The following is a 21,860-nucleotide window of genomic DNA, read 5'->3' as shown; positions in this document are numbered from 1 at the left end:
GACCGCGCAAAGGAGCGATAAGGAGATGTCGGACACAAGGTTTATCGCGAAGATCGCCCTCGACGAAAAGACGGTTGTCCGCCGTAACGCCGATATCGAACATGAGCGCAAAGTCGCTATATTCGATATCCTTGATCAGAACCATTTTGCCGTACATGGATTTGAGGAGAACGGCCCCTACTCCCTTCATCTCAGTATCGAGGATAATCGGCTGATCTTTGATGTCCGGACTGAGGATGATACGGCTGAGCTGGTTCGTATTCCCTTGCCCGTGATCTCGTTCCGCCGCATCATTAAGGATTATTTCCATGTCTGCGAAAGTTACTTTGATGCGATCAAGAGCGCATCACCGTCGAAGATCGAGGCGATCGACATGGGGCGGCGGGGTCTTCACAATGAAGGATCGGAGCTTCTGAAAGAACGCCTGAAAGATAAGGTGGAAACCGATTTTGATACCGCACGGCGGCTGTTCACCCTGATGTGCATTCTCCATATAAGGGGTTAGGCATGTCATATGGCAAGATACGGAAATTCGACGCCACAATTGCGGGTATCCGGCACTCATGAGCGAATTACCCTATAGCAACGAACTGCCGGGAAGTGTCCTTTTTGCCTGTACCCACAACAGCATCCGGTCCGTGATGGCGGAAAATATCATGAAAAGCCTGTATGGGCATGCCGTCTATGTCGACAGTGTCGGCGTGCGGGCCAAGGACGTGGATGGCTTCGCCATAGAAGTGCTCGACGAAATTGGCCTCGATGCCTCCAAGCATGTTGCGAAAAACTTCGATGATCTGGAGGACAGTTCTTTCGATATGATTATCTCGCTATCGCGCGAGGCGCATAACAGGGCGGAAGAGCTGACCCGGACAACCGCCTGCGAAACGGAATTCTGGAACATCCTCGACCCCTCGACTACGGAAGGAAATCGCGAAATGCGGCTGAACGCCTACCGTCATGTGCGCGATGAGCTCTATGAGAAGATCAAAGCAAGGTTTAGAACCGGTCCTTTGCCGAGTGTTTAAGAAATCAGGACGGATATTGTTGCGAATTCGTCGAAACTTACCTGTTTTTCTGCAATCTTCGGTTAATTTTAAAGGAAAGGCTTGCATTTTAGCCTTACTGCCCTTTATTTTGCAGCATCCGAAACAACTGGACTAACGATTTATGGCGAAAGAAGAACTATTGGAATTTGAAGGAACGGTAACGGAATTGCTGCCCAATGCAATGTTCCGCGTCGTTCTGGAAAATGATCACGAAGTGCTGGCGCATACGGCCGGCAAGATGCGCAAACATCGCATTCGTGTATTGGCGGGCGACAAAGTCACCGTCGAAATGACACCTTATGACCTGACAAAAGGCCGCATTACCTTCCGCTACAAGTAAGGTAACCATTTATGGGTGATCGAACCGACCTCCCAAAGACTGCCGCCTTGGCAGTATCGAGAGGCACCATAACCAACCTGTCGTCACCCAAGTCTCCCCCTCTTATTCTCGCCTCTGCCTCGCCGCGACGGCTGGCCCTCCTGGAACAGATCGGGATTGCGCCCACCGCCGTCGACCCGGCCGATATCGATGAAACCGCGCTCAAAAACGAGTTGCCTCGAGACCTTGCGGGCCGCCTTGCCCGGCAAAAGGCCGAGGCAGTCTCCGCGCGACATCAGTGTGCGTTCCTGCTGTCGGCGGATACTGTCGTTGCGGTCGGTCGCCGCGCCCTCGGCAAGGCGGAAACAGAAGAGGACGCCGGAAAATTCCTATCCCTTCTCTCGGGCCGCCGGCACCAGGTTCATACCGGCGTCAGCCTTGTCACCCCTGCCGGCAAGCTTGTCTCACGCACGGTCTCCACTGCGGTTATCTTCAAGCCCCTCGATGACGCCGAGATAAAGGCATATATCGCCTCCAACGAATGGCGAGGCAAGGCCGGCGGCTATGCAATTCAAGGGCTTGCTGCTGCGCTTGTAAGGAAGATACAGGGTTCCTATAGCAATGTCGTCGGGCTACCGCTTTTTGAGGTTGCCAATATGCTCAAGGGAAACGGCTTTCCGCTCTGGACTGACATCAAAAGATGACAAACCTTCTGCTGATCGAAGACGGGCCGTTCGAAACGCGCGGTGCGGTGATCGAAGATGATCAAGTCGTCGAACTCCAGATTGAGCGTCCGGAGAATATTTCCCAGACCGGCTCATTCTACCTTGGGCGCGTAGCGACCGTCCTGCCCGATTTGAATATTGCCTTCGTCGATCTTGGCGCCGGGGTGAATGGTTTCCTCCAGATTGACGATATCCCGAGTGACGCAACAAACATTCGCCACGCCGTGCATGAAGGAGAAAAACTTCTGCTTCAGGTAATCAAGGACAAGATCGGCGATAAGGGTGTCCAACTCGGCCGCCGCTTTGAGATGCGGTCCAGCAATCTAATTTTCCGCCCGCTTGGAAAAGGCTTAAGCCTTTCAAAAAGCATCAGATCGGAAGCGGAGCGGACGCGCCTTGAAAAATTGCTCTCCCCTTACTGCGAAACGTCAGGTGTCATGGCAAGGACGTCCGCAGGCAATGCCACCGACGCCACCCTTGTTGTGGAATTGGAGATGCTGAAAACCGCATGGCAGGATATTCTCCTAAAGGCGAAAAAGGCGGAAAAGCCCGGACCAATCAGCCCGCCGGAGTCACCGGTCAGTAGAATTCTTCTCGATAAATTATCTCCGCGGATAAATGTTATCGCCAGCAATGTACAGACGCTACATGCCATAAAGGCCGGGCTGATCGACCGCGTAAGGGCGGTCGACGGATCGCTTGACCTTTGGGAGCAACAAACCCCGCTTTTTGAAGCAATGGGTGTCAATGCAGCGATTGACTCGGCTTTGCGGAAATCGGCCACCCTTCCCTCTGGCGGCAATATTACCCTGGAACCAACGGAGGCATTGACAGTCATCGACGTCAATTCCGGCGGACAGACAACTGCCTCTGGCGGACAATCAGCGGCTCTTGTCACCAATCGTGAAGCGGCTGTAGAAATTTGCCGCCAGATCCGCCTTCGCAATATCAGCGGGATTATTATCGTCGATTTTATCCAGATGAACGGCAAGGGCGAAGTCAGGGAACTCACAAACACGCTCCAGACAAATCTGGACAAGGATCCCGTTACGACCCGCCTGATCGGCATGACGGAACTAGGTTTGATGCAGATCACACGAAAGCGTGGTCGGCCGCCTTTGCGAGATATATTATACGATCCCTGCCCGGCTTGCGACGGCGATGGTGATACAAAGACGGAGGCGACGATACTTGCGGACCTTTTTCGCGCGCTGCAGATGGCGGCGCCGTTCGTCCGCAAGGCCGCCATCGAGGTGCGAGCCGGAACCGGGCTTGCAGAAGTTATCCGGACGCGCCAAAGTCTGATCGAGAGGGACCTCGCACGCCCCGTCGCAATCGTCGTCGATCCGGAACTTACAAATTTCGAATTCAAGGTTGGTTAGGAAAATGAAGCAAACAAAAAACCCGGCGAAACCCTGCCCGCAATGCGGAAAGCCGTCCGCCGCGAAATTCCGCCCCTTTTGCTCGCCCCGCTGCAAGCAGGTGGATCTCGGGAAATGGTTCAACGAGGCCTATGTCATCCCCGGAGAGGAGAGCATCCCCGCGAATGACGAGGAGGGGGAATAGCCACCCATTTCCAGACGCTTAGGCCGCCACCGTTCAGGCGCCAAATCCCCTCGCGGCTTTTGTGCATTTTTAGATCATCGCCTCTGGACAGCCCCGAATATTTCTTTTATAAACCTGCTTCCTCGCCCAAACGGCGGCGCAGTTTGCGCAAGATGCCCAGGTAGCTCAGTTGGTAGAGCAGCGGACTGAAAATCCGCGTGTCGGTGGTTCGAATCCGCCCCTGGGCACCATTTTTTTCTAAAATCCATTCTGGTGACACGGGAAACATTTTTGGCCGAATAGGATCCTAATTTGGACCCCAGTTTTTGCCTTATCTTTATGAATTTATGACGGTAAATGTTTCCCTGCACAGCTGATTTAGATCAACCGGCAACGATGTCTCTTTAAAAAGACTTCGTAAGAGCGTGCATTAAAAAAACTCTCTCACGCAATCTACAGTTTACCCATTCGCTAGACTTTATATCCAAGGACTGTTGGCAGCCAAAGTGCGATCGACGGGAAATAGATGACAAGGCCAACAGACAGGATCATGGCAATGATCGGCCAGACGATCCAGCGCAACGTGGCCTCTATTGGCACATTCGCGATTCTGGCCGTTACCATCAAATTGACAGCAACTGGCGGGGTGAATTGACCGATCGCGACATTCATCGCCATGAGCACGCCAAACCAAACCTGGTTCCAGCCAAGAGACGCCATGATCGGCATCAGCAAAGGCAGGGCAATTAGATAGATCGACACCCCATCCAGCACCATCCCCGCCAGCAAAATAAATAACATGACGAGACACAGCACAATCATTGGCTCATTCGAGACAGACAGAATATATTCTGCCGCCACGTCGAAAGTGCCAAGGATGGATCCGGCAAATGCAAAAATTCCTGCCAGTGAAATAATGATCATGACCACAGCCGAGATTTGGGCAGATTCGGCAAGTACATTGTATATGTCTCGCATATTCATCGAACGATGCAAAAACAAGCCAACAATCAGGCCGTAGAAGACAGCGACCGCAGCGGCTTCAGTCGGCGTGAAAAGCCCGCTTCGCAACCCCCCAAGTATAATGACTGGCGCAAACAGGCCAGGAAGAGCCCGGATAAAGCTTCTGCCGAGTGGCGGTCGCCCTCCTGAATTTTTTTCGGCGCCAAACCCGTGTCGCCGACTGAGAATGAGCGCGGGCACTGCAATCGCCAATCCCGCCAACAATCCCGGAAATAGACCTGCGGCGAACAGTGCACGCAAATCAACCCCCGGCACCATAATCGAATATACGATCAGGGCAATCGAGGGCGGGATCAGGATGGCCGTGGACGCCGATGCCGCAATGATACTGGCCGAGAAGGCACGCGGATAGCCTTCCTTCAACATGCTCGGGATCATGACCGTCGCCACGGCGGCGGCGTCTGCCGGACCGGAACCGGACATCCCCCCCATAATCAAACAGACAAGAATTGCCACGAGTGCGAGCCCTCCCCGACGGGGGCCCACAATCGCACGCGAAAGCTCAACCAGCCGCTCCGCCACGCCGGAACGCTCGAAGATCATGCCTGTCAGGATAAACAGGGGAATGGCAATTAGCGGATACTTGGCGATACTTGCATAAGCAATGGTGCTCATATTGGCGACAGCATCCATGTCTAGCCCAAAGAAAATCGCTATGACACCGGACAATCCCAATGAAACTGATATGGGCGCACCAGAAATAAGAAAGACGAAAAGCGATCCCAAGAGGATGAAATGCGGGCTCATCCTTTCGACCTCATTTCGATCCAGGCTACCTGAAAAATTCGGAACAACACGGCAAGAGATAACAATGGCAGCCAGATCGTATATATCCAAGTGGGATAGCCGAGTGCAGGGGACGTTTCATCAAATCGAAATTCGTCATAGGTCAAGTCTGCGCCATAGTAGACGAGCATGGCGAACAGGGATACAGAGGCCAAAAACGAGATGAATTTGAGGACCCGCGCGCCGCGCCCGCCCAACCAGTTGACAACAATCGCAATACTGATATGGCCATTGTTGGTATAGGCCAATCCCGCGCCGACAAAGGTGACGATGACCAATAAAAATACGGAATATTCTTCAGTAAAGGCAAAGGACACATCCGTCGCATAGCGAACGATAACATTTAAAATACTGATCACGCATATCAATCCCATCGCGAGGGCGCCAATTGCTTCTTCAATCCGAAAGGGTGCCTTTACCTCGCCATTGTCATCTGATTTGGCAGATTGTTCTTGTTCCATGGAAATGTTCTCGTTTGAGGAATGCCGGAGGTTCATATTCTATTTCAGGAACCATTGAACCTCCGGCTTTATCGTAATAAGGAATCAGATTACCTGTTGGCAACGCTTTCCTCTGCTGTCTTTACCAAATCCGGACCGACTATTTCCGTCCATTTCGCATAGACATCGCGCGTAGCATCAACAAACTGCTGCCGTTCCGCGTCCGTCAAATGCGTAACCGTAACCCCTAGGCCTTCCAATTCCTTAAACAGGGAATCATCACCGTTGGTGAGGCCTTTACGGGCGATTTCGATACCGAGTGCACCGGCTTCAATCGCGGCCTGACGAATTATTTCCTGATCCTCAGGCGTAAAGTCATTCCAGACCTCATGGCTGACGGCAAAAATCAGAGGATCCGCAACATACCCCCAAGTCGTAACGTACTTCTGACCAACGAGATGCATTTTGGCGATGGTGAAAATTGTCAGCGGGTTTTCCTGACCATCCACAGCACCGGTCGTCAGGGCGGGTTTGGCATCGGCCCAGCTCATCTGAGCCGGATTAGCACCAAAGGCAGTGAAGGTGTCGTTAAACAGCGGTGAGCCGACAACACGGATTTTCATGCCTTTCAAATCTTCCGGTGTATGAACTTCCCGCTTGGAATTGGTTAGTTCCCGAAACCCGTTCTCAGCCCAGGCCAACGGTTCCACGCCGTTTGCACGGACAATTTCGAAGATTTTTTCGCCGACAGGACCGCCGGTCAGGGCGTCCATCGCCTTGTAATCCGGGATAAGAAACGGCAATGCGAAGACATTCATTTCCGGGATTTGTGGCGACCAGTTGATCGTCGAACTGACAGACATGTCAATTGCCCCCCGGCGCACAGCCGTAAATTCCTTGGTTTGCTCTCCGGCAACAAGTTGCGTCCCCGGATAAGCCTTCATATTGATGCGGCCATCTGTCCGTTCCCGAACAAGTTCAATCCACTTGTCGGCGGCTATTCCCCACGGGAACGGCGCGGGCACAACAGTTGAGACCTTGTACTCGGACTTATAATCGGCCGCATATGACGGTGAAATACTGGCAACACCAATCAACGCGGAAGCAAGCAAAGCATACAGTTTCATTGTCTTTTCCTTCCCTAAATTATTAAAACCGCGCATTATGCTACGCGGTCTCCCTTTTTGACCTTTACGGTCCTGTTATCCACCGCAGGAAGCATTCTTGCGGGGTCTCTCGTCACGACAACATCTACAACACTTGGGCGATCTTTTTCGGCAAATGCACTTAGCAGGGCGGCTTCAAGTTGATCGGGACTTTCGACACGGACGCCGTGGCAGCCCATGGCATTCGCAACATCGGCATAGTTCGTTTCCGAAAGTTCCGAGGACTGATAAGCCCCGTCCCCGTACATCAGGTGCTGCAAGGCTTTCACATATCCCGAAGCCGCGTTATTTACGACGATAATCGTCACTCCAAGTTTCATTCTCCGAGCCGTTTCCAGCTCACCAAGAACCATATTAAATCCGCCATCCCCCGTGAGTCCCACAACAATCGCCTCCGGAGATGCCAGTTGCGCACCCATGGCTCCCGGAAGGCCGTATCCGATAGACGCAAAACCGCGATCTGGAACGAATGCTCTTCCGGCTTTCTTCGTGTCAAACAGCAACCCACCCCAATGCGCCGCAAATCCCCCGTCCGCGACGAGATACCCGTCTTCCGGTAGCAGCTTGTTGATTTCCGTGATCAGGCGAGCCATATGGACGGGCGTCTCCTCGGACGTTAGTCGCTCTGAAACATCCTCCCGCCAGGCCGCCATTTTCCGAGGAACCTCCGCAATATACTCCTGCCGCATTTGCCGTTGGTCGCTGGCCGTGATTTCAAGCAAGCCATATAGATCAGATAGCCCGGATTTGGCATCGCCCCATAGTTTGAGGGCCGGTTGATAGGTGCGCCCCATTTCCTCGGCGACGATGTCCAAATGGATTACCGGGACATTACCTTCCGGGATCGTGTATCGCTTCGTCGCGATTTCACCCAACTTACATCCGACGACAAGCAAGCAATCACTTTGCGCAATCATGTCATTGGCAATGCGGTCATAGCGACCAAATAGACCGGCGCTGAGCGGATTTGAACAGGCAATTGATCCTTTCCCGGTGAGCGTATGCGCCACGGGAATGCTACAGGATTCCGCCAGCCTTGTGACTTCCTCCTGTGCGCCGGAAAGGTGAATTCCGCCGCCACATAGCATCATTGGCCGTTTCGCCATTGCAATGAGTGCTGCCGCTTTTGCCGCTATCTCGGCATCCGGACGACAACGTAACGCAGGCATCGAGGCGTGGGTACCATCCACCTCGAAATCTTCGGGTTCGAAATTATATGTCCCGTGCGCAATGTCTTCCGGCACATTTACGACGACCGGTCCCGGCCGACCGGATGTGGCAATTGCGAATGCCCGCCGAATAATCTCGGGAATTCTGTGAATTGTCTCGATTTTCAGGAGTTCCTTACACGCCGGGCGGAGTATGGAAACTTGATCCGTTTCCTGTGTCATGTTCTTCCCGGCGTGATCACGGTGCGCATCGCCGATGATGGCCACCATTGGCGAACCCGCGTTCAAAGCCTCTACTAATCCGGTTACAAGGTTCGTCGCCCCCGGCCCCAAGGTTGCATCGACCAACCCGACGCGATTTGACACCTTGGCATATGCATCCGCCGCAAATACGGCGCAGCGTTCATCATTGATCAGGTTGTGATTAAGACCCAGGCGCCGTGCCGCATCGTAAAATGGCAGCAGTTGGAAGCCCCCCATGCCAAACATAGGGCCGGCTTCATGGGCCTGCAACATTCGCACGAGGGCTTCGCCACCTGTCATTTCGTTTTGTAACATTAACTTGCCTTTTCCAATGTATCTTGTGCCGCCGTAACAATCATCTCCGATGTAACCCGCAACTGATCTTCGAGATTTGGAGCGTAGGAAACCAGCGAGCGCGGTGCGCCCAATCTGCGAACGGGACCTTTGAGCGTATGTCCGGCTTTTTCCGCGACCGTTGCAATTACTTCTGCGCCGAAACCGGCAACAGCGACAGACTCATGCGCAACCACCAGATGCCCGGTTTTGGCGACGCTTGTTAAAACTGCCGTTTTGTCCCAGGGCCAAAGACTGCGAAGATCTACCACTTCTGCACTTACCCCCTTTTCGGTAAGCGTATCCGCCGCTTCAACTGCGATATTCGCGGTATTTGACCAACTGACGATCGTTACATCTGACCCAGCGCGTCGTATTCTGGCCTTGCCAAACTCGAATTCTTCTGAAAAATCAACATCGCCTTCGATGTCCCATATCCCTTTGTGTTCCAGATAGACAACAGGATCATCGCACGCAATGGCAGCCTTCAACATGGAATAGTTATCCTGCGGCGTTCCCGGGCAGGCAACGACCAGTCCGGGGATATGGGCGTACCAGCTCTCCAGTGACTGGGAATGTTGCGCGGCAGAAGATCGCCATAGTCCCATGGGTTTACGTATGACCATCGGTGCCCGAGATTGCCCTCCAAACATGAAGCGCGCTTTTGCAATCTGATTAACCAGTTCATCCGTAGCGCAGAGTGCGAAATCGGAAAACCGCATTTCAACAATCGGGCGTGTACCCATCATCGCCGCACCCAAGGCAGCGCCCATGATGGCAGCCTCGGAAATTGGCGCGTCAGAAATACGGGCTTCACCGAATTCCTCTCGCAATCCTTTATATTGACCAAATACGCCACCGCGCCCCAGATCTTCGCCCACACACCAAACGGCCGGATCCGATCGCATGGACTGCTGCACCGCCGCAAGACTCGCTTCTCTGTAACTTAACTTTGGCATCAATATGCCTCCACCGCAGGACTACCAATATCCTGCACGTCGATAAAGGCCGTGTCGCTTGCGGGAAAGGGAGTGCCTGCCGCTTTCTGAAGTATGTCTATCATCTCTTTTTGCGCATTCTGATGCAGTAGTTGTATGTCGTCCTCGGTCATGCCGACTGCCCGCAGAATCGCGCGCTGTCGCTCAATCGGGTCATTCTTTTTCTCTTCTTCAACGGCCTCGCCTTCTGGACGATATGCCGCTGGATCAAATGACGTATGTCCCATACGGCGATATGTTTTTGCGTGAAGGAATTCCGGTGGCCCGCCGTCGCGCAGTCGCGCCGCAATATCGGTCATCGTATCCGCGATTGCTTCGACGTCATTTCCATCGACAACTGTTGATCGCATCCCCAACGAAGCAGCACGCGCAGCAGCGCCGTCACCCCCCGTCATGGTTTTCGTTTTGGTCGTCGCCGAATATTGATTGTCCTCACAAACAAAAAGAATGGGAAGTTTGAAAACGACAGCCCAGTTTATACCCTCTAGAAATGGGCCACGATTTACGGCACCATCGCCGAAAATATCGACCACAATCCTGTTATCACCCAATAGCCGGATGGCGTGTGCGGCACCGGCTGCAATCGTAATATTGGCGCCGACAACACCATTTGCACCGAGCATGCCGACACTGAAATCGGCGATATGCATGGAGCCGCCCTTTCCGCCGCAACAGCCGCCTTCCCGCCCCAGCAACTCACGCATCATCGCAAGAGAACTGGCTCCCTTCGCAAGCGTATGACCGTGACCACGATGCGTTGAAAGTAAAATATCTTCTTTCGAAAGATTATGCATGATTCCGGCGGCCACTGCTTCCTGACCAATGGAAGGATGAATAGCGCCAAGCACCAGCTTGTCCCGCTCAGCCGCCAGACAGGCTTGTTCCTCGAAGGCGCGGATACGCTCCATCATCTGAAGTAACGACCGTCCGCGTTCGTAATTATGGCCCGCAGAAGTCATGAACTTTGCTCCTTCTCGAAAGCAGTCAGACGATCGGCAAGCCGCCGCGCCTCTCTTCTCAAACCCGGGAGCAGGATGTCATCAATGCGCGCCTGTTCCATCCGCTCGTTGATCGCTCCTATCGCCAAGGCCGCTACAAGCCGGCCACTGGCCGTTACGACGGGGACTGCAATGGCACTCATACCACTGACGACCCCCCCTTTATTGAGGGCATACCCATTCGACTGGAAAAAATTATATGCAATAGCCAGATCGTCTTCCGTTACGCCGTAATCAGCCAACCAGTTCTGGTTTACCCGGCACATGGCGGTCCTTTGCTCCTCCGGTAATGAGCAAAATAGCGCCAAGGAACCAGCGCCGACCCCCAATGGTCTGCGGTCTCCTTTATCGAGGGTCAGTGTGCGGATCGGAAACGCGCCAACTGTTCGACTTACGCAAATCGCCGAGGCACCTTCCGGGACGGACAGGAAAACGGTGTCTTCAGACATTTCCGCCAATCGTTTCATGCCTCGCTCAGCAAGCGCGCCAACGTCAATACGCTCCGCATTCCGAGCCAGCTCAGCCAGCTTCGACCCTAAACGGTAAACGCGGCTCGCAGGATCCTGATAGACGTAATTGACATCGCGCAAAGACGCGAGTACCCGAAATGTCGTTGTTTTCGTGAAATTGGATCTTGCTACGATTTCCGTAAGATCCGCGCCATCCGGCGCCAGAGACAACACATCCAAAACGCGTGCGGCACGCGCTATAGAACCTTTCGGCGCCACAATACTTGCCATACCCCTCTCCCACATATTCCGTTTATCGGAATTTATTATTCTGTTATTTGAAACTTATTGAAGCAAAGAGTCAAGGACTGTAGGGTGGATTGATGACAAACAAACCAGTTTTGCTCGACTCAATTACAGACACACATGACGGCATACGAGGCCAGGTTGTGGTTTCCGGCTCTCACGGCGGCATGTATCCAGCAGCTTTGGCCTCTGCAGCAGGCATTCGCTCTGTGATATTTAATGATGCCGGGATAGGGCTTGATCAGGCTGGCGTTGCCGGCGTTTTGGCGCTGGCGGAAATCGGGATGGCGGCGGCGGCGGTTGACTGCCAAAGCTGCCTGATTGGCTCCGCTCAAGATGCTTATGATCGGGGACTCATTAGTTTGGCAAATTCCATTGCCGCGTCTTGTGGTGTAAAATCCGGCATGTCAGTTCAGGCGGCTTTAGAGGCATTGGCGCTTGCTCCCGTGCCTAATGGTTGCTTACCGCAAATTCAGGAAACGCGACACGAATTCCGGCTGGAAGGAAATAACCATCCAGTGGTACTGGTCGACTCGGCATCACTGGTTATGCCCGATGATACAAACAAGATTATTGTGACCGGGTCACACGGTGGACTCATTGGGGGAGATGCGACCAGGGCCTTGAAAGTGGTTGCCCATGTCGCTGTTTTTAACGACGCAGGCGTGCTTTCCGATGAAGTCGGAATATCGCGTTTGCCGGCACTTGACGATCGCCATGTGGCCGCTGTCACCGTTTCCCATGAAAGCGCCCGGATTGGTGATGCCCGATCCGCTTTCGAGACTGGAATTATATCAAAAGCCAATAACCATGCCCGTCGCTCAGGCGCCGAAGCAGGAATGAATCTCAATATCTGGCTAAATAGCTTGTGACCTGACAGAGTTGTGTCAAAGGGGTACGTTTTATTGGAGCCATCGGCGGTACTTTTGACCTAATTGCGGCATTGTCAGAAGAAAATAGCTTAACGTCCCTTTTGTCATTTCCTACTTTCCCTGAATGAAAAACCACTCCGGTATTGCTAAGGCATCGCCTCAGATCACCCGCGATGGTCATCACCCCAGGGCTGGATCAATAACAACCATGCGTTTCTGACGAAGTTGCGACATAAATAATAACACGGCAAATGCTAATCCGATCAAAAACAGGACCAGTTCAATTTCTGCGGATAAAATGTTGCGGCACAATGCGTAAGCAATGCTGGCTCCCACCGCGACAAGTCCAAACAGCCAATCCCGTCCGCTAAAGCGAACGGCACCAGTGCCATAAAGCAACGCTGTCCCCACGGCCAAAACAACGAATATTGCGATAATCGACATAACCGCATTTAACATATCTGTGCTTTGCAAGGTCATTGCCGGGTTGAAGACGATAAAGAAAGGAATGATAAATCCGGCGAGTGAAAGCTTAAACGCTTTCATCGCAGTGGCGAAGTAATTCGCCTTGGCAATGGCCGAGGCGGCCAATGCGCCCATGGCAACCGGCGGTGTAACCGCGGAAATGATCGCGAAATAAAAGCAGAAAAAATGCGCGGCCATGACCGGCACTCCCATTTTTATGATGGTGGGAATCGCGACGAGGGCAACAAGACTATATGCAGCGACCGGGGGAACCCCGCATCCTAAAATAAGCGAGACGATCATCGTCAGCAGCAAGCCGATAACAATATTGCCAGCGCTAAATACTTCAACGAGGCCAGCAATCTTACCACCTAGGCCGGTCGTTATCAGCGTCTGCGAGATCAACCCGACGATACAAAGGGAGACGCCAATCTGCGCACCGACAATTGCGCCATCTGTGACGGCCTCAAGAAACTCCGAAGCGGTGGGCCGACCACCTGATCGAAAAAAGCTCAACACAACAACCGTACATATAGCCCAGAATGCGGCGTAGGCCGGACTGAAACGAAACAAAAGCAAGCCCGTTAGAATAGCGACAGGAATAATAAACATCGGGAGACCGCGCCGAATAACCGACCAATCGGGCATCTCTCGCGGAGCTTTAATACCGGCCGCAGTGGAGGCAAACTGGACCGACAGCATCACGCCGATATAGAACAATATTGCCGGAATAAGGCCGGCAATCATGATATCGGTGTAGGGAACCCCCACAAAAAAGGCCATCAGAAATGCCGCCGCGCCCATGACCGGAGGCATTAATTGTCCGCCGGTGGATGCGGTTGCTTCGATCGCGCCAGCAAGGGGAGCGGAATATCCCGCCCGCTTCATATAAGGGATCGTGAAGGCGCCGGTGATGGCAACATTTGCAACCGCCGCGCCGGAAACCATGCCAATAAGCGAGCTGGAGACAACTGCAGTCTGGCCCGGGCCACCAGCGACACGCCGGCCAACAAGCTTGCCGAGCTCATACAGAAAATCATTGATCCGTAGAAGTCCCATCATGCTGCCGAATACAACAAACAGGAATATCTGGTTGGCTGAGATAGAAAGAAACGTGCCATAAATTCCCGAAAATCCGATCGACAAATATGAAATTACGTAACCCAGCGAGAATTGCCGGTGGTAGAGGGGACCACCGAGATAGTGACCGAACAGGAAATACGCGACAAAGACAAAGGCAACAATAGGCAAAATCCATCCCCAAGCCTGCCGCGTTCCTTCAAAGGTGAGGAAAATCATAAGGATGCCGACTGCGATATCCGTCGGGGCGGGGAACCCCACATTTTGTTCCAGGGTATCAAGATTGACATACACATATGCTGTGACAAACAGGCCGCCAGCAAGGAATGCGAGGTAGATAAGGCGCCGGAGCGGCCCGCCTGCCGAGCGGACAACGACAAGAAAGGTCAATCCAAAAATAAAGGCCAGATGTACAGTTTGATGCTCAATGCTGCCAATCAGAATTCCATAAGCGCTAAGCATATGATACGCCACCATCGCCAAGGCGACGACATAGACCGCTATTCTGATCACACGATCAAACCCTTTATCCATGAAGGATCCCCCAAGTTTAAGGCTGGCCGTCCCGTCGGCTATGCTACCGACGGGAGGCGCATTACATTTTTATTTTATTTCAAGCCTGCTTCTTTATACGCACGGAGCGCACCTGGATGTATCTTGGCAGGATCAACGCCGTAGGCGAGAGACTCGCGCGACATCAATTTCCCCAACGCATGATATTCCTTAAACTTGCCAACATTGTCGATGATCATTTTTGTAATTTCGTAGGCAGTTTCATCTGGCATCTCGGGATAGGCACCCCATGCAATAGGGTCAAAAAAGCCGGCCATGTCCGCATTTACGCCAGCGACGGCATCTTTTGGGATCGTAATTTCGTTAATCCCGACGCCAGCGGCAATGGTCTTTGCAACCGCCTCTTCTCCCCACGGAATGTGATAGAGCGATTTTCCGCTACCAATAACTGTCAATGTTTGCGGGCTTGGACTGAAGGTCTTGTTAATCGGATCAGCATATCCACCGATGATTGCGGCATCGACAGTTCCATCCAGCAATGCCTGAGCGGCTTGTTTGGTTCCCAAATATTCAATATCAATTTGTCCGTCGAGTCCCCAGCCATGCTTGATGATCAGTTCGGGTTCAATTGTCCACAAGATTTGCGGAGGGCGGCCCAATCCAACGCGCTTGCCTATCAGATCTTTGGGCTCCTTGATATTCTCGTCCAATGTCGCCAACCAGACAGACCCCAACAAATACGTCGCCAGGAGTTTCGGTGCCGGTGTCGGTTCACTAAACGGCTTCAGACCGTTCTCCGCAAGATAGGCAAGGCCGAAAGTATAGGGCGTAAGGGTATCCGCCTTGGTTCCCGGTTCTGCCTTGAGTTGCTTCAAATTAAATACCAACCCCGGGCTTTCCGCAGCGACGACCTGAACCTTTGCATCCGTCTTTTTCGAAATTTGCTCCATCGCTCCGCTTAGGGTGTTGCTCCCCGTTCCAAATGGACCCGATGGAATATTAATGGGGTGGTCGTCCGCAAATGCCGAAGGCGCCGCGAGAGTAAGCAGCAAAGTCGCGCCCACAAACATATGTCTAACAATCTTCATGTTTTCCTCCTCAAAGATATCGGTTTAAGCTGTATAGCCTTGCCTTTTGTTTCATTATATGTAATGATGTATCTTATATTGAAATACTATCGCAAAATGGTTAGTATAGTCAAGAACCATCACTTGACATGACCCGCGGCGTCATTTGATTGCACCGAAAGATTGCGAGAAAACATGCAGGAGAAGCTATTTTGAAATCGGCGAAGACATATCCGACGCAATATCTGCAAACGGTCAGCCGCGCAGTCGCCGTATTAAGAGCCTTTAAGGGCGGCAGCAGAGACATGTCTCTAAAAGAATTGACCGATGAGCTCGGCCTCAACAAGGTCACCACATTTCGTCTTGCCAGAACTTTGGCGCATGAGGGATTGCTCGTTCAGGACCCATCGAACGACCGCTATTCCCTCTCGTTTGGCTGCCTGGCACTCGTGGATACGATGCTCGATCGCGACGGCCTTGCGGAAATATCGAGGAAATATTTGCGCGAGGCCCGAGAGGAAACCGGCGAAACAGCGACTATTCTTGTTCGGGAAGGCTGGGATCGTGTTGTCATCGCTACCGAGGCCAGCCTCCAGCCGGTTCGGTACGTCATGGAAGTCGGACGGCGTAATCGCGTCTATTTGAGCGGATCAGGTGCCTGCCTTGTATCAGGAATGAAGGAACAGGAGCGAGAGGCACTCTTCGCATTCCTTGAGACAGATCCGATTTCCAAGGAATACGGCCTGACGAAGGAGGTTCTCCTGAGCCGGCTGGATTTCATAAAGAAAAACGGATGGGGCACAGCGCAAGGGGAATGGGCCGAAGAGGCGTCGGGCGTCGCCGCGCCCGTATATAACAAAGAAGGTGACGTAATCGCGGCGATTGCGATCGCGATGCCCCGCAACAGATACAATAAATCCTACCGAGACAAATGCGCTCCGGCCGCAATGAAAGCCGCAAAATTGATCGGCAAAGAATATGACTCCATCAACAGATAGGGACAAAATGAATAATAAGCCACAGCTTCTCTCTGGTCTTAAAATACTCGATCTGGCAACAATGCTGGCGGCGCCCATGGCCGCCACCCTATTAGCTGATTTCGGCGCCGAAGTCGTGAAGGTCGAACTTCCGGATAGAGAGGATCCCCTGCGTGACCTGCCGCCGCACAAGGATGGTAAGCCGCTCTGGTGGAAAGTCACGAACCGCAACAAAAAGGGAATTACACTTGACGTTCGAAAGCCTCAGGGCCGTGAGCTGTTGCTCGACATCATCGGCAATTTCGATGTTCTGGTAGAAAACTTCCGACCCGGTACGCTGGAGAAATACGGCCTCTCCCCCGAGGTTCTTCAGGCGCGCCACCCGGGTCTTATTATCCTGCGCGTATCCGGATATGGACAAACAGGTCCCAATGCGACAAGCCCGGGTTTTGCACGTGTCGCAGAAGCTTTTTCAGGCTTCACCTATCTCTGCGGATATCCCGAGAGCGGACCGATGCATATCGGTTTTCCCATCGCGGATGCGACCACCGGGATTTTTGGCGCACTCGGAATCATTATGGCATGCTGGCACAAGGCAAAACATCCGGACGCACCCGGAGAAGTCATTGACTTATCCCTGGTCGAATCTATGTTTCGTCTGCTCGAGTTTCTCCCCATCGAATATGATCAACTGGGGCAGGTCAGAGAAAGATCCGGAAATCGAAGCCAATATGCCGGCCCCAGTAACATATATCGCTCAAAAGACGGTAAATGGATCTCCGTAAGTGCGTCGGCTCAATCAATTTTCGAAAATTTTGCCCACCAAATGAGCCGGCCTGAGTTGATTGCCGATCCCCGCTTCGCGAGCAACATCGACAGGGTGAAAAATTCGGAAGAATTGGATGAGATCATTTCCGCCTGGTTCGCAGATCGGTCGCAGAAAGAAGCCCTTGAGGAAATGAAGGCGGGCAGTGTCGCGGGCGGCCCTGTCTTCTCGATTGAAGACATCTTCAATTCCGAGCAGTTTAAGGCCCGCGACGCCATTATCAAGGTCGACGATCCGGAACTTGGTCCCGTGGCCATGCAAGCTGTTACGCCGAAATACGCGAAGATGCCCGGTGCCGTTTCCCGTACCGGCCCGCGCCATGGACAAGACACCGAGGATGTTTATAAATCGCTGGGATTGAGCGAAAAAAGAATTTCTGAGCTTCGAGATAACGGGGTTATTTAATTTCGTCAGGCCGATGCGCAATCAACCTGCCAGTAGTTCGGTGCCACCTATCGGCTCCGGTCGACAGCGCACTTCCAAACGAAACTGAGATATCAATCATGTCGGGTCTTTGCCGTTCTGTCGGTGGCAAGAAATAGCTATGATTGGCTCCAGAATGCTTGTTACATGACTAATGTAGGGCAAGTATTTTGAGCGGGGAGTTCAAGAACATGATCCGCATAGCGGTACTGGCAGCAATCGTGATGTGCATATTGTTCCCTTCACTCGCCTTTGCCGAGGAGGGCCTGTCTACCCACCTACTCACGCACGACGGCCTTGAACGCGTCTATCTGCGTTATGTGCCACCATTAGTGCGGCAGGGAGATGAGCCGATCCAACTGGTCGTGCTGTTGCACGGCGGTGGCGGCGCCGGCGGCTCAATGATGCGGTACACCCGGTTCAACCGGCTCGCGTCGGAATCGGGCTTTATTGTAATATATCCCTCCGGTTTGAACCGGCACTGGAACGACGGCCGCGAACCCTATCAGGGTGTCGATGATGTTGGCTTTATCCTCAAGGCAATCCGCCAGACAATTGCCGAAACCGGCCGAGTCGACGAAAGCCGCATATTTGTCGCCGGAATGTCGAATGGCGGACATATGAGCCAGCGCTTGGCCTGCGAGCAGGCCGGGCTTTTCGCAGGTGTCGCGGTCATCACAGCCCAATTCACACCAGAACTAATCGCAAGTTGCCGCCCGTCCCGACCGCTTGCGGTCCTCTATCTCAACGGCACCGAAGACCCGCTCGTTCCCTATGACGGTGGCGCCATCGCCCCGAAATGGGGCTCCCGCGGGACAGCAACATCGACCGCCGAGACGATCGCCTTCTGGCGTCACCACAACCGGTGCGGCGAGATTCCGACGGTTACCCAGTTGCCTGATCTGGATATCAACGACGACACCCGTGTTGAACGGTATGACTGGCCCGACTGCGCGCCAACTGGGCCGCTCCGGCTTTACCGTATCGTCGGTGGGGGTCATACTTGGCCCGGAAAGATGCAATATCTGCCGCAAACCGTTATTGGCCGCACCTCCAACGATGTTGACGCCAACAGCCTGATCAACGATTTCTTCCGTTCGATCCGCTAGGGCAGATGCGCTCCAGGTTTAAGTCGATAGTGTCAATTCGTATAGATTTCAGATACGGCAAACAGCAGTCGGCCTGTCGGTGGTTCGGCGCCACCCATCGGCACCATTTACCTGTTCGCAACATGATCTCTTGGCCATTTTAAATCTGATTACGGCGATTATTCAGGACAGGCACTGTTTTCAATTCTCGACAACACATCGGCGCATTATTCTAACCTGATCGAGAATGTTATACTCCCCTACTTTATGTAATACGCTTCCATTGTCCCAAATTATCAGGTCGCCGGCTTGCCATTGATGGGTATATGTCGCGGACGGGTCTATTTTCAGGCTGTTTATTTCCTTCATCAGCTTTATGCCGGCTGGCCAAAACCTTTTGGAAATTCTCCAGGCATGATCACCGATAAATAGCGCAGGCCGGCCAGTTTCTGGATGGCGGCGGACAACCGGATGATATACGGCCCCATCACGCAATCGCCGGCCCAAAACGCTCTTCCACCATTTCAACTGCGCAACAAGTGGTTGTCGATCTACTTCCGAGTGAAACCACTGCCAGGGCATCCGCTGTTGCCTTGATGCCCGGGCAAGCTCAAAATTATGCTCAGCGTTCAGTGTCTCGAAATATTCCTTCGTTTGTGGATCAAGGCTTGCAAACAGCTGATACATATTTGCAAAATGGGTGGCTCCCTCACCTTCCGGGACCTGGATACCATATAGCACCGTCGCCCTGCTCGGCTGGCGCGCCCAGGATCCGTCGCTATGCCAATGGGTAGAGCCCGGATCCGGATGACGTCCGATGGGTTGCCCTTTCGCATCTACGTTACTGAGGTAATGTGCATGGTCGTTTTTGCTTGGATAATGTTGATTTTGCCAAAGAATTCGGCAGGGACCGAATAGTTGCGCAAACCTGACTTGCTGGTCTTCACTCAGCTCCTGCTGTCGAAACAGCAGGATTTGATGCTTGAAAAGTGCGTGCTTCAGATCTGACTTAATGGCGTCCGAGATATCATCTGACATATCCAGTCCAGATACTTCGGCCCCGAAAGTGTTAGAGAGCTGCGCATATTTCACTTCGTCTGAACATACAGGTTGATTTTCAGTCGCTTTCAAATCGTCGAAATTCATACCGCTAATACATTCCGTTCATCGCGTTCAATGACGCTAATACATTGCTATTCTACTGGCTGCGTGCCAGCCTTGTCAGTTATAACCAAGTTATCTGACTACCCTTTATTTCAATTTAGAAAGTCCAATGCCAAATATTGTTATACTGCGATCAGATTTTACTATTGCGTAGAAACTCTATCATGATCGTTACCGGTTGATATAATAACTCAAAGTACGAACAAATCGAAGAAGCGTATATGAAACTCTTGAACAGCTTACTAGACGGTAAAGTTTCTGAGTATCTAGTGGCTCCACAAATCGATGAACGCGGAAGCCTTGTTCCTGTTGATCTTTCAGAACTAAATTTTCCCATCAAACGCGTACTTGTCATAGGCGCTTCGGCAAATACCGAGAGAGGCGGTCATGGCCATCATCAAGGCCGTCAGTTCTTGATGCATGTTTCGGGCGTGGTTGAGGTCGAATTGCGGTACAAAGGCAAAATTGAAGTTAAACAGCTCGCAAATTCCGGCGAGAGCCTGCTAATCGAGCCGGGAGTTTGGTCTGCCCAGAAGTACTCGGACGAGAATTCCGTACTAATGGTGTGTTGCGACACGGTATATGATGAGTCGGATTATTTTTATGAAATAGAGAGAATTTAAAATATGCGTATTGCTGTTCTGGGTGCCGGAATTATGGGGAGCAGTCTTGCCATCTTGTTGGCAAGGCGGGGAGCCGACGTCACTCTGTTCAACAAAGATGACGCGCCGATGATGGGGGCAAGTAGATGGAATGAAGGAAAAATCCATCTGGGTTATATATACGCTGGTGACCCGACATTAGCGTCAGCTCGTCATGTGCTATCTGGCGGCGTTTCATTTGCCCCGATTGTATCGGACATTCTGCAAACAGATATTCGATCATTTTCTACTGAGGAGGACGATATATTCGTTCTGCACCGAGATTCAGTTGTCGGTGAAGGCGAATTCAAGGATTACCATAAAAAACTGGACGATCTGGCAGGATCTCACCCTGATGCCAAAAATTACTTTGGCAATTTGCCCGGCTGCAACTCGCGGCAGCTCAGCACAAAGGAGTTGGAGGCTATCGCTGATCCGGAAACGGCGGTGGCAGCGTTTCGCGTTCCCGAACGGTCTGTTCAGACGGAAACAATTGGAGACCTTTACAAAGCAGCATTGGCTGCTGACAGAAAAATTGACCTGAAAACAAGTTTCACTGTCACTGATGTTAAACCCGAAGACCTGAACAACGGGTCCTGGCAGGTAACCGGGATCAAGGACACTGGTCAAGAAGTTCATGGGGGGTATGATTGCGTAATCAATGCCCTTTGGTATGGCCGGATGGATTTAGATGCAAAGGTGGGTCTTCCGCCAACGGGCATTTGGTCAAACAGATATCGGGTCTCACTCTTCATAAAAACAAAGAAACCTGTTGATACACCCAGCGCATTTATCGCCGTCGGGGCATTTGGCGATGTCAAAAATTATGACGGTCGTTCTTTCTACATGTCTTGGTATCCTGCCGGCCTGCTGATAGACAGCGCTGATGTTCTACCAAAAATGCCAGAGCCGCTGACGCACGAACAGAAAAATGTGATAATCGAAAATATTCGCTCCGGCATCGCGACAGTGCTAAATGGCACAGACGAAATTTTTGATGCCGCGCAAGAAATTAAAGTCGAGGGCGGGTTCGTTTTCGCGCAAGGGAAAGGTTCGATCGCCAAGAGGTCCTCGACCCTACATTTCAGGGATAAATTCGGGATCAATCGAAAAGGAAGCTACATTTCAATCGATACCGGGAAATATTCTTCCGCACCTGAACTGGCTGCCATCATAACCAAAGAACTAATAGGATAAC

The 21,860-nt window shown here is 52.3% G+C and carries 22 protein-coding genes and 1 tRNA gene; 13 read left to right on the top strand and 10 right to left on the bottom strand.

Annotated features, from left to right (window positions below; all coding sequences use genetic code 11):
- Positions 1–25: 25 nt before the first annotated feature.
- From GQF03_RS05765 to GQF03_RS05735, 7 genes are all read left to right on the top strand, one after another.
- Entirely contained in the window at positions 26–505 is a 480-nt protein-coding gene (locus tag GQF03_RS05765; protein ID WP_161338263.1) for a UPF0262 family protein, read from the top strand.
- A 58-nt stretch (positions 506–563) separates the two neighbouring features.
- Positions 564–1,025, top strand: coding sequence for an arsenate-mycothiol transferase ArsC (locus GQF03_RS05760; RefSeq protein ID WP_161338262.1), 462 nt, complete (start codon positions 564–566; stop codon positions 1,023–1,025).
- A gap of 142 nt (positions 1,026–1,167) precedes the next feature.
- On the top strand, positions 1,168–1,386 hold the full coding sequence (gene infA, locus GQF03_RS05755) for a translation initiation factor IF-1 (RefSeq protein WP_161315948.1): 219 nt from the start codon (positions 1,168–1,170) through the stop codon (positions 1,384–1,386).
- 77 nt (positions 1,387–1,463) lie between these two features.
- A complete protein-coding gene (locus GQF03_RS05750; RefSeq protein WP_380741908.1) occupies positions 1,464–2,069 on the top strand; it encodes a Maf family protein in 606 nt (201 codons plus the stop codon).
- Positions 2,066–3,472 carry a ribonuclease E/G gene (locus tag GQF03_RS05745; protein ID WP_161338260.1) on the top strand — a complete coding sequence of 469 codons (1,407 nt, stop codon included), beginning with the start codon at positions 2,066–2,068 and terminating at the stop codon, positions 3,470–3,472. The genes GQF03_RS05750 and GQF03_RS05745 overlap by 4 nt, the downstream gene beginning before the upstream one ends.
- A gap of 4 nt (positions 3,473–3,476) precedes the next feature.
- Positions 3,477–3,656, top strand: a complete 180-nt coding sequence (locus tag GQF03_RS05740; RefSeq protein WP_161338259.1) for a DNA gyrase inhibitor YacG — start codon at positions 3,477–3,479, stop codon at positions 3,654–3,656.
- 154 nt (positions 3,657–3,810) lie between these two features.
- Positions 3,811–3,886 (top strand) — tRNA-Phe (locus GQF03_RS05735).
- 220 nt (positions 3,887–4,106) lie between these two features.
- Here the strand turns inward: GQF03_RS05735 and GQF03_RS05730 are convergent.
- The 7 genes from GQF03_RS05730 to GQF03_RS05700 form a co-directional block, all read right to left on the bottom strand.
- On the bottom strand, positions 4,107–5,405 hold the full coding sequence (locus GQF03_RS05730; protein ID WP_161338258.1) for a TRAP transporter large permease: 1,299 nt from the start codon (positions 5,403–5,405) through the stop codon (positions 4,107–4,109).
- Complete coding sequence (locus GQF03_RS05725) at positions 5,402–5,905, bottom strand: TRAP transporter small permease (protein WP_161338257.1); 504 nt, start codon at positions 5,903–5,905, stop codon at positions 5,402–5,404. Before GQF03_RS05725 ends, GQF03_RS05730 begins: the two co-directional genes overlap by 4 nt.
- An 89-nt stretch (positions 5,906–5,994) precedes the next feature.
- The gene (locus GQF03_RS05720) at positions 5,995–7,047 is read right to left on the bottom strand and encodes a DctP family TRAP transporter solute-binding subunit (protein WP_206376336.1); all 1,053 of its coding nucleotides are present in this window, start codon (positions 7,045–7,047) and stop codon (positions 5,995–5,997) included.
- Positions 7,047–8,777, bottom strand: a complete 1,731-nt coding sequence (locus GQF03_RS05715; RefSeq protein WP_161338256.1) for a thiamine pyrophosphate-binding protein — start codon at positions 8,775–8,777, stop codon at positions 7,047–7,049. The genes GQF03_RS05720 and GQF03_RS05715 overlap by 1 nt, the downstream gene beginning before the upstream one ends.
- Positions 8,777–9,754, bottom strand: a complete 978-nt coding sequence (locus GQF03_RS05710; RefSeq protein WP_162858433.1) for an alpha-ketoacid dehydrogenase subunit beta — start codon at positions 9,752–9,754, stop codon at positions 8,777–8,779. Before GQF03_RS05710 ends, GQF03_RS05715 begins: the two co-directional genes overlap by 1 nt.
- The gene (locus tag GQF03_RS05705) at positions 9,754–10,752 is read right to left on the bottom strand and encodes a thiamine pyrophosphate-dependent dehydrogenase E1 component subunit alpha (protein ID WP_206376335.1); all 999 of its coding nucleotides are present in this window, start codon (positions 10,750–10,752) and stop codon (positions 9,754–9,756) included. Before GQF03_RS05705 ends, GQF03_RS05710 begins: the two co-directional genes overlap by 1 nt.
- Positions 10,749–11,531 (bottom strand): IclR family transcriptional regulator, encoded by a 783-nt coding sequence (locus tag GQF03_RS05700; RefSeq protein WP_161338255.1) that lies wholly within the window; start codon positions 11,529–11,531, stop codon positions 10,749–10,751. Before GQF03_RS05700 ends, GQF03_RS05705 begins: the two co-directional genes overlap by 4 nt.
- A gap of 92 nt (positions 11,532–11,623) precedes the next feature.
- Between GQF03_RS05700 and GQF03_RS05695 the strand changes: the two genes are divergently transcribed.
- A complete protein-coding gene (locus GQF03_RS05695) occupies positions 11,624–12,418 on the top strand; it encodes a hypothetical protein (protein WP_161338254.1) in 795 nt (264 codons plus the stop codon).
- Between the two features lie 180 nt (positions 12,419–12,598).
- Here the strand turns inward: GQF03_RS05695 and GQF03_RS05690 are convergent, their stop codons facing one another.
- A complete protein-coding gene (locus tag GQF03_RS05690) occupies positions 12,599–14,497 on the bottom strand; it encodes a TRAP transporter permease (RefSeq protein ID WP_161338253.1) in 1,899 nt (632 codons plus the stop codon).
- A gap of 74 nt (positions 14,498–14,571) precedes the next feature.
- On the bottom strand, positions 14,572–15,564 hold the full coding sequence (locus GQF03_RS05685) for a TAXI family TRAP transporter solute-binding subunit (protein ID WP_161338252.1): 993 nt from the start codon (positions 15,562–15,564) through the stop codon (positions 14,572–14,574).
- Positions 15,565–15,713: 149 nt separating this feature from the next.
- Between GQF03_RS05685 and GQF03_RS05680 the strand changes: the two genes are divergently transcribed.
- The 3 genes from GQF03_RS05680 (at position 15,714) to GQF03_RS05670 (ending at position 18,878) form a co-directional block, all read left to right on the top strand.
- A complete protein-coding gene (locus GQF03_RS05680; protein ID WP_338401306.1) occupies positions 15,714–16,541 on the top strand; it encodes an IclR family transcriptional regulator in 828 nt (275 codons plus the stop codon).
- Between the two features lie 7 nt (positions 16,542–16,548).
- Entirely contained in the window at positions 16,549–17,751 is a 1,203-nt protein-coding gene (locus GQF03_RS05675) for a CaiB/BaiF CoA transferase family protein (protein ID WP_161338250.1), read from the top strand.
- A 209-nt stretch (positions 17,752–17,960) separates the two neighbouring features.
- Positions 17,961–18,878, top strand: coding sequence for a CE1 family esterase (locus tag GQF03_RS05670; RefSeq protein ID WP_161338249.1), 918 nt, complete (start codon positions 17,961–17,963; stop codon positions 18,876–18,878).
- A gap of 180 nt (positions 18,879–19,058) precedes the next feature.
- Here the strand turns inward: GQF03_RS05670 and GQF03_RS05665 are convergent, their stop codons facing one another.
- Positions 19,059–20,003 (bottom strand): TauD/TfdA dioxygenase family protein, encoded by a 945-nt coding sequence (locus GQF03_RS05665; RefSeq protein ID WP_161338248.1) that lies wholly within the window; start codon positions 20,001–20,003, stop codon positions 19,059–19,061.
- Positions 20,004–20,242: 239 nt separating this feature from the next.
- Here GQF03_RS05665 and GQF03_RS05660 point away from each other — a divergent pair, with 239 nt between their 5' ends.
- Both GQF03_RS05660 and GQF03_RS05655 read left to right on the top strand, forming a co-directional pair.
- A complete protein-coding gene (locus tag GQF03_RS05660) occupies positions 20,243–20,644 on the top strand; it encodes a sugar 3,4-ketoisomerase (protein WP_161338247.1) in 402 nt (133 codons plus the stop codon).
- A gap of 3 nt (positions 20,645–20,647) precedes the next feature.
- A complete protein-coding gene (locus GQF03_RS05655) occupies positions 20,648–21,859 on the top strand; it encodes an FAD-dependent oxidoreductase (RefSeq protein WP_161338246.1) in 1,212 nt (403 codons plus the stop codon).
- Position 21,860: the final 1 nt, after the last annotated feature.

Origin of the sequence: Sneathiella chungangensis, from assembly GCF_009882935.1 — a bacterium.
GTDB lineage: Bacteria > Pseudomonadota > Alphaproteobacteria > Sneathiellales > Sneathiellaceae > Sneathiella > Sneathiella chungangensis.
Note: the sequence above shows the minus strand (reverse complement) of the source record. Positions and strands in the feature narration are given on the sequence as shown.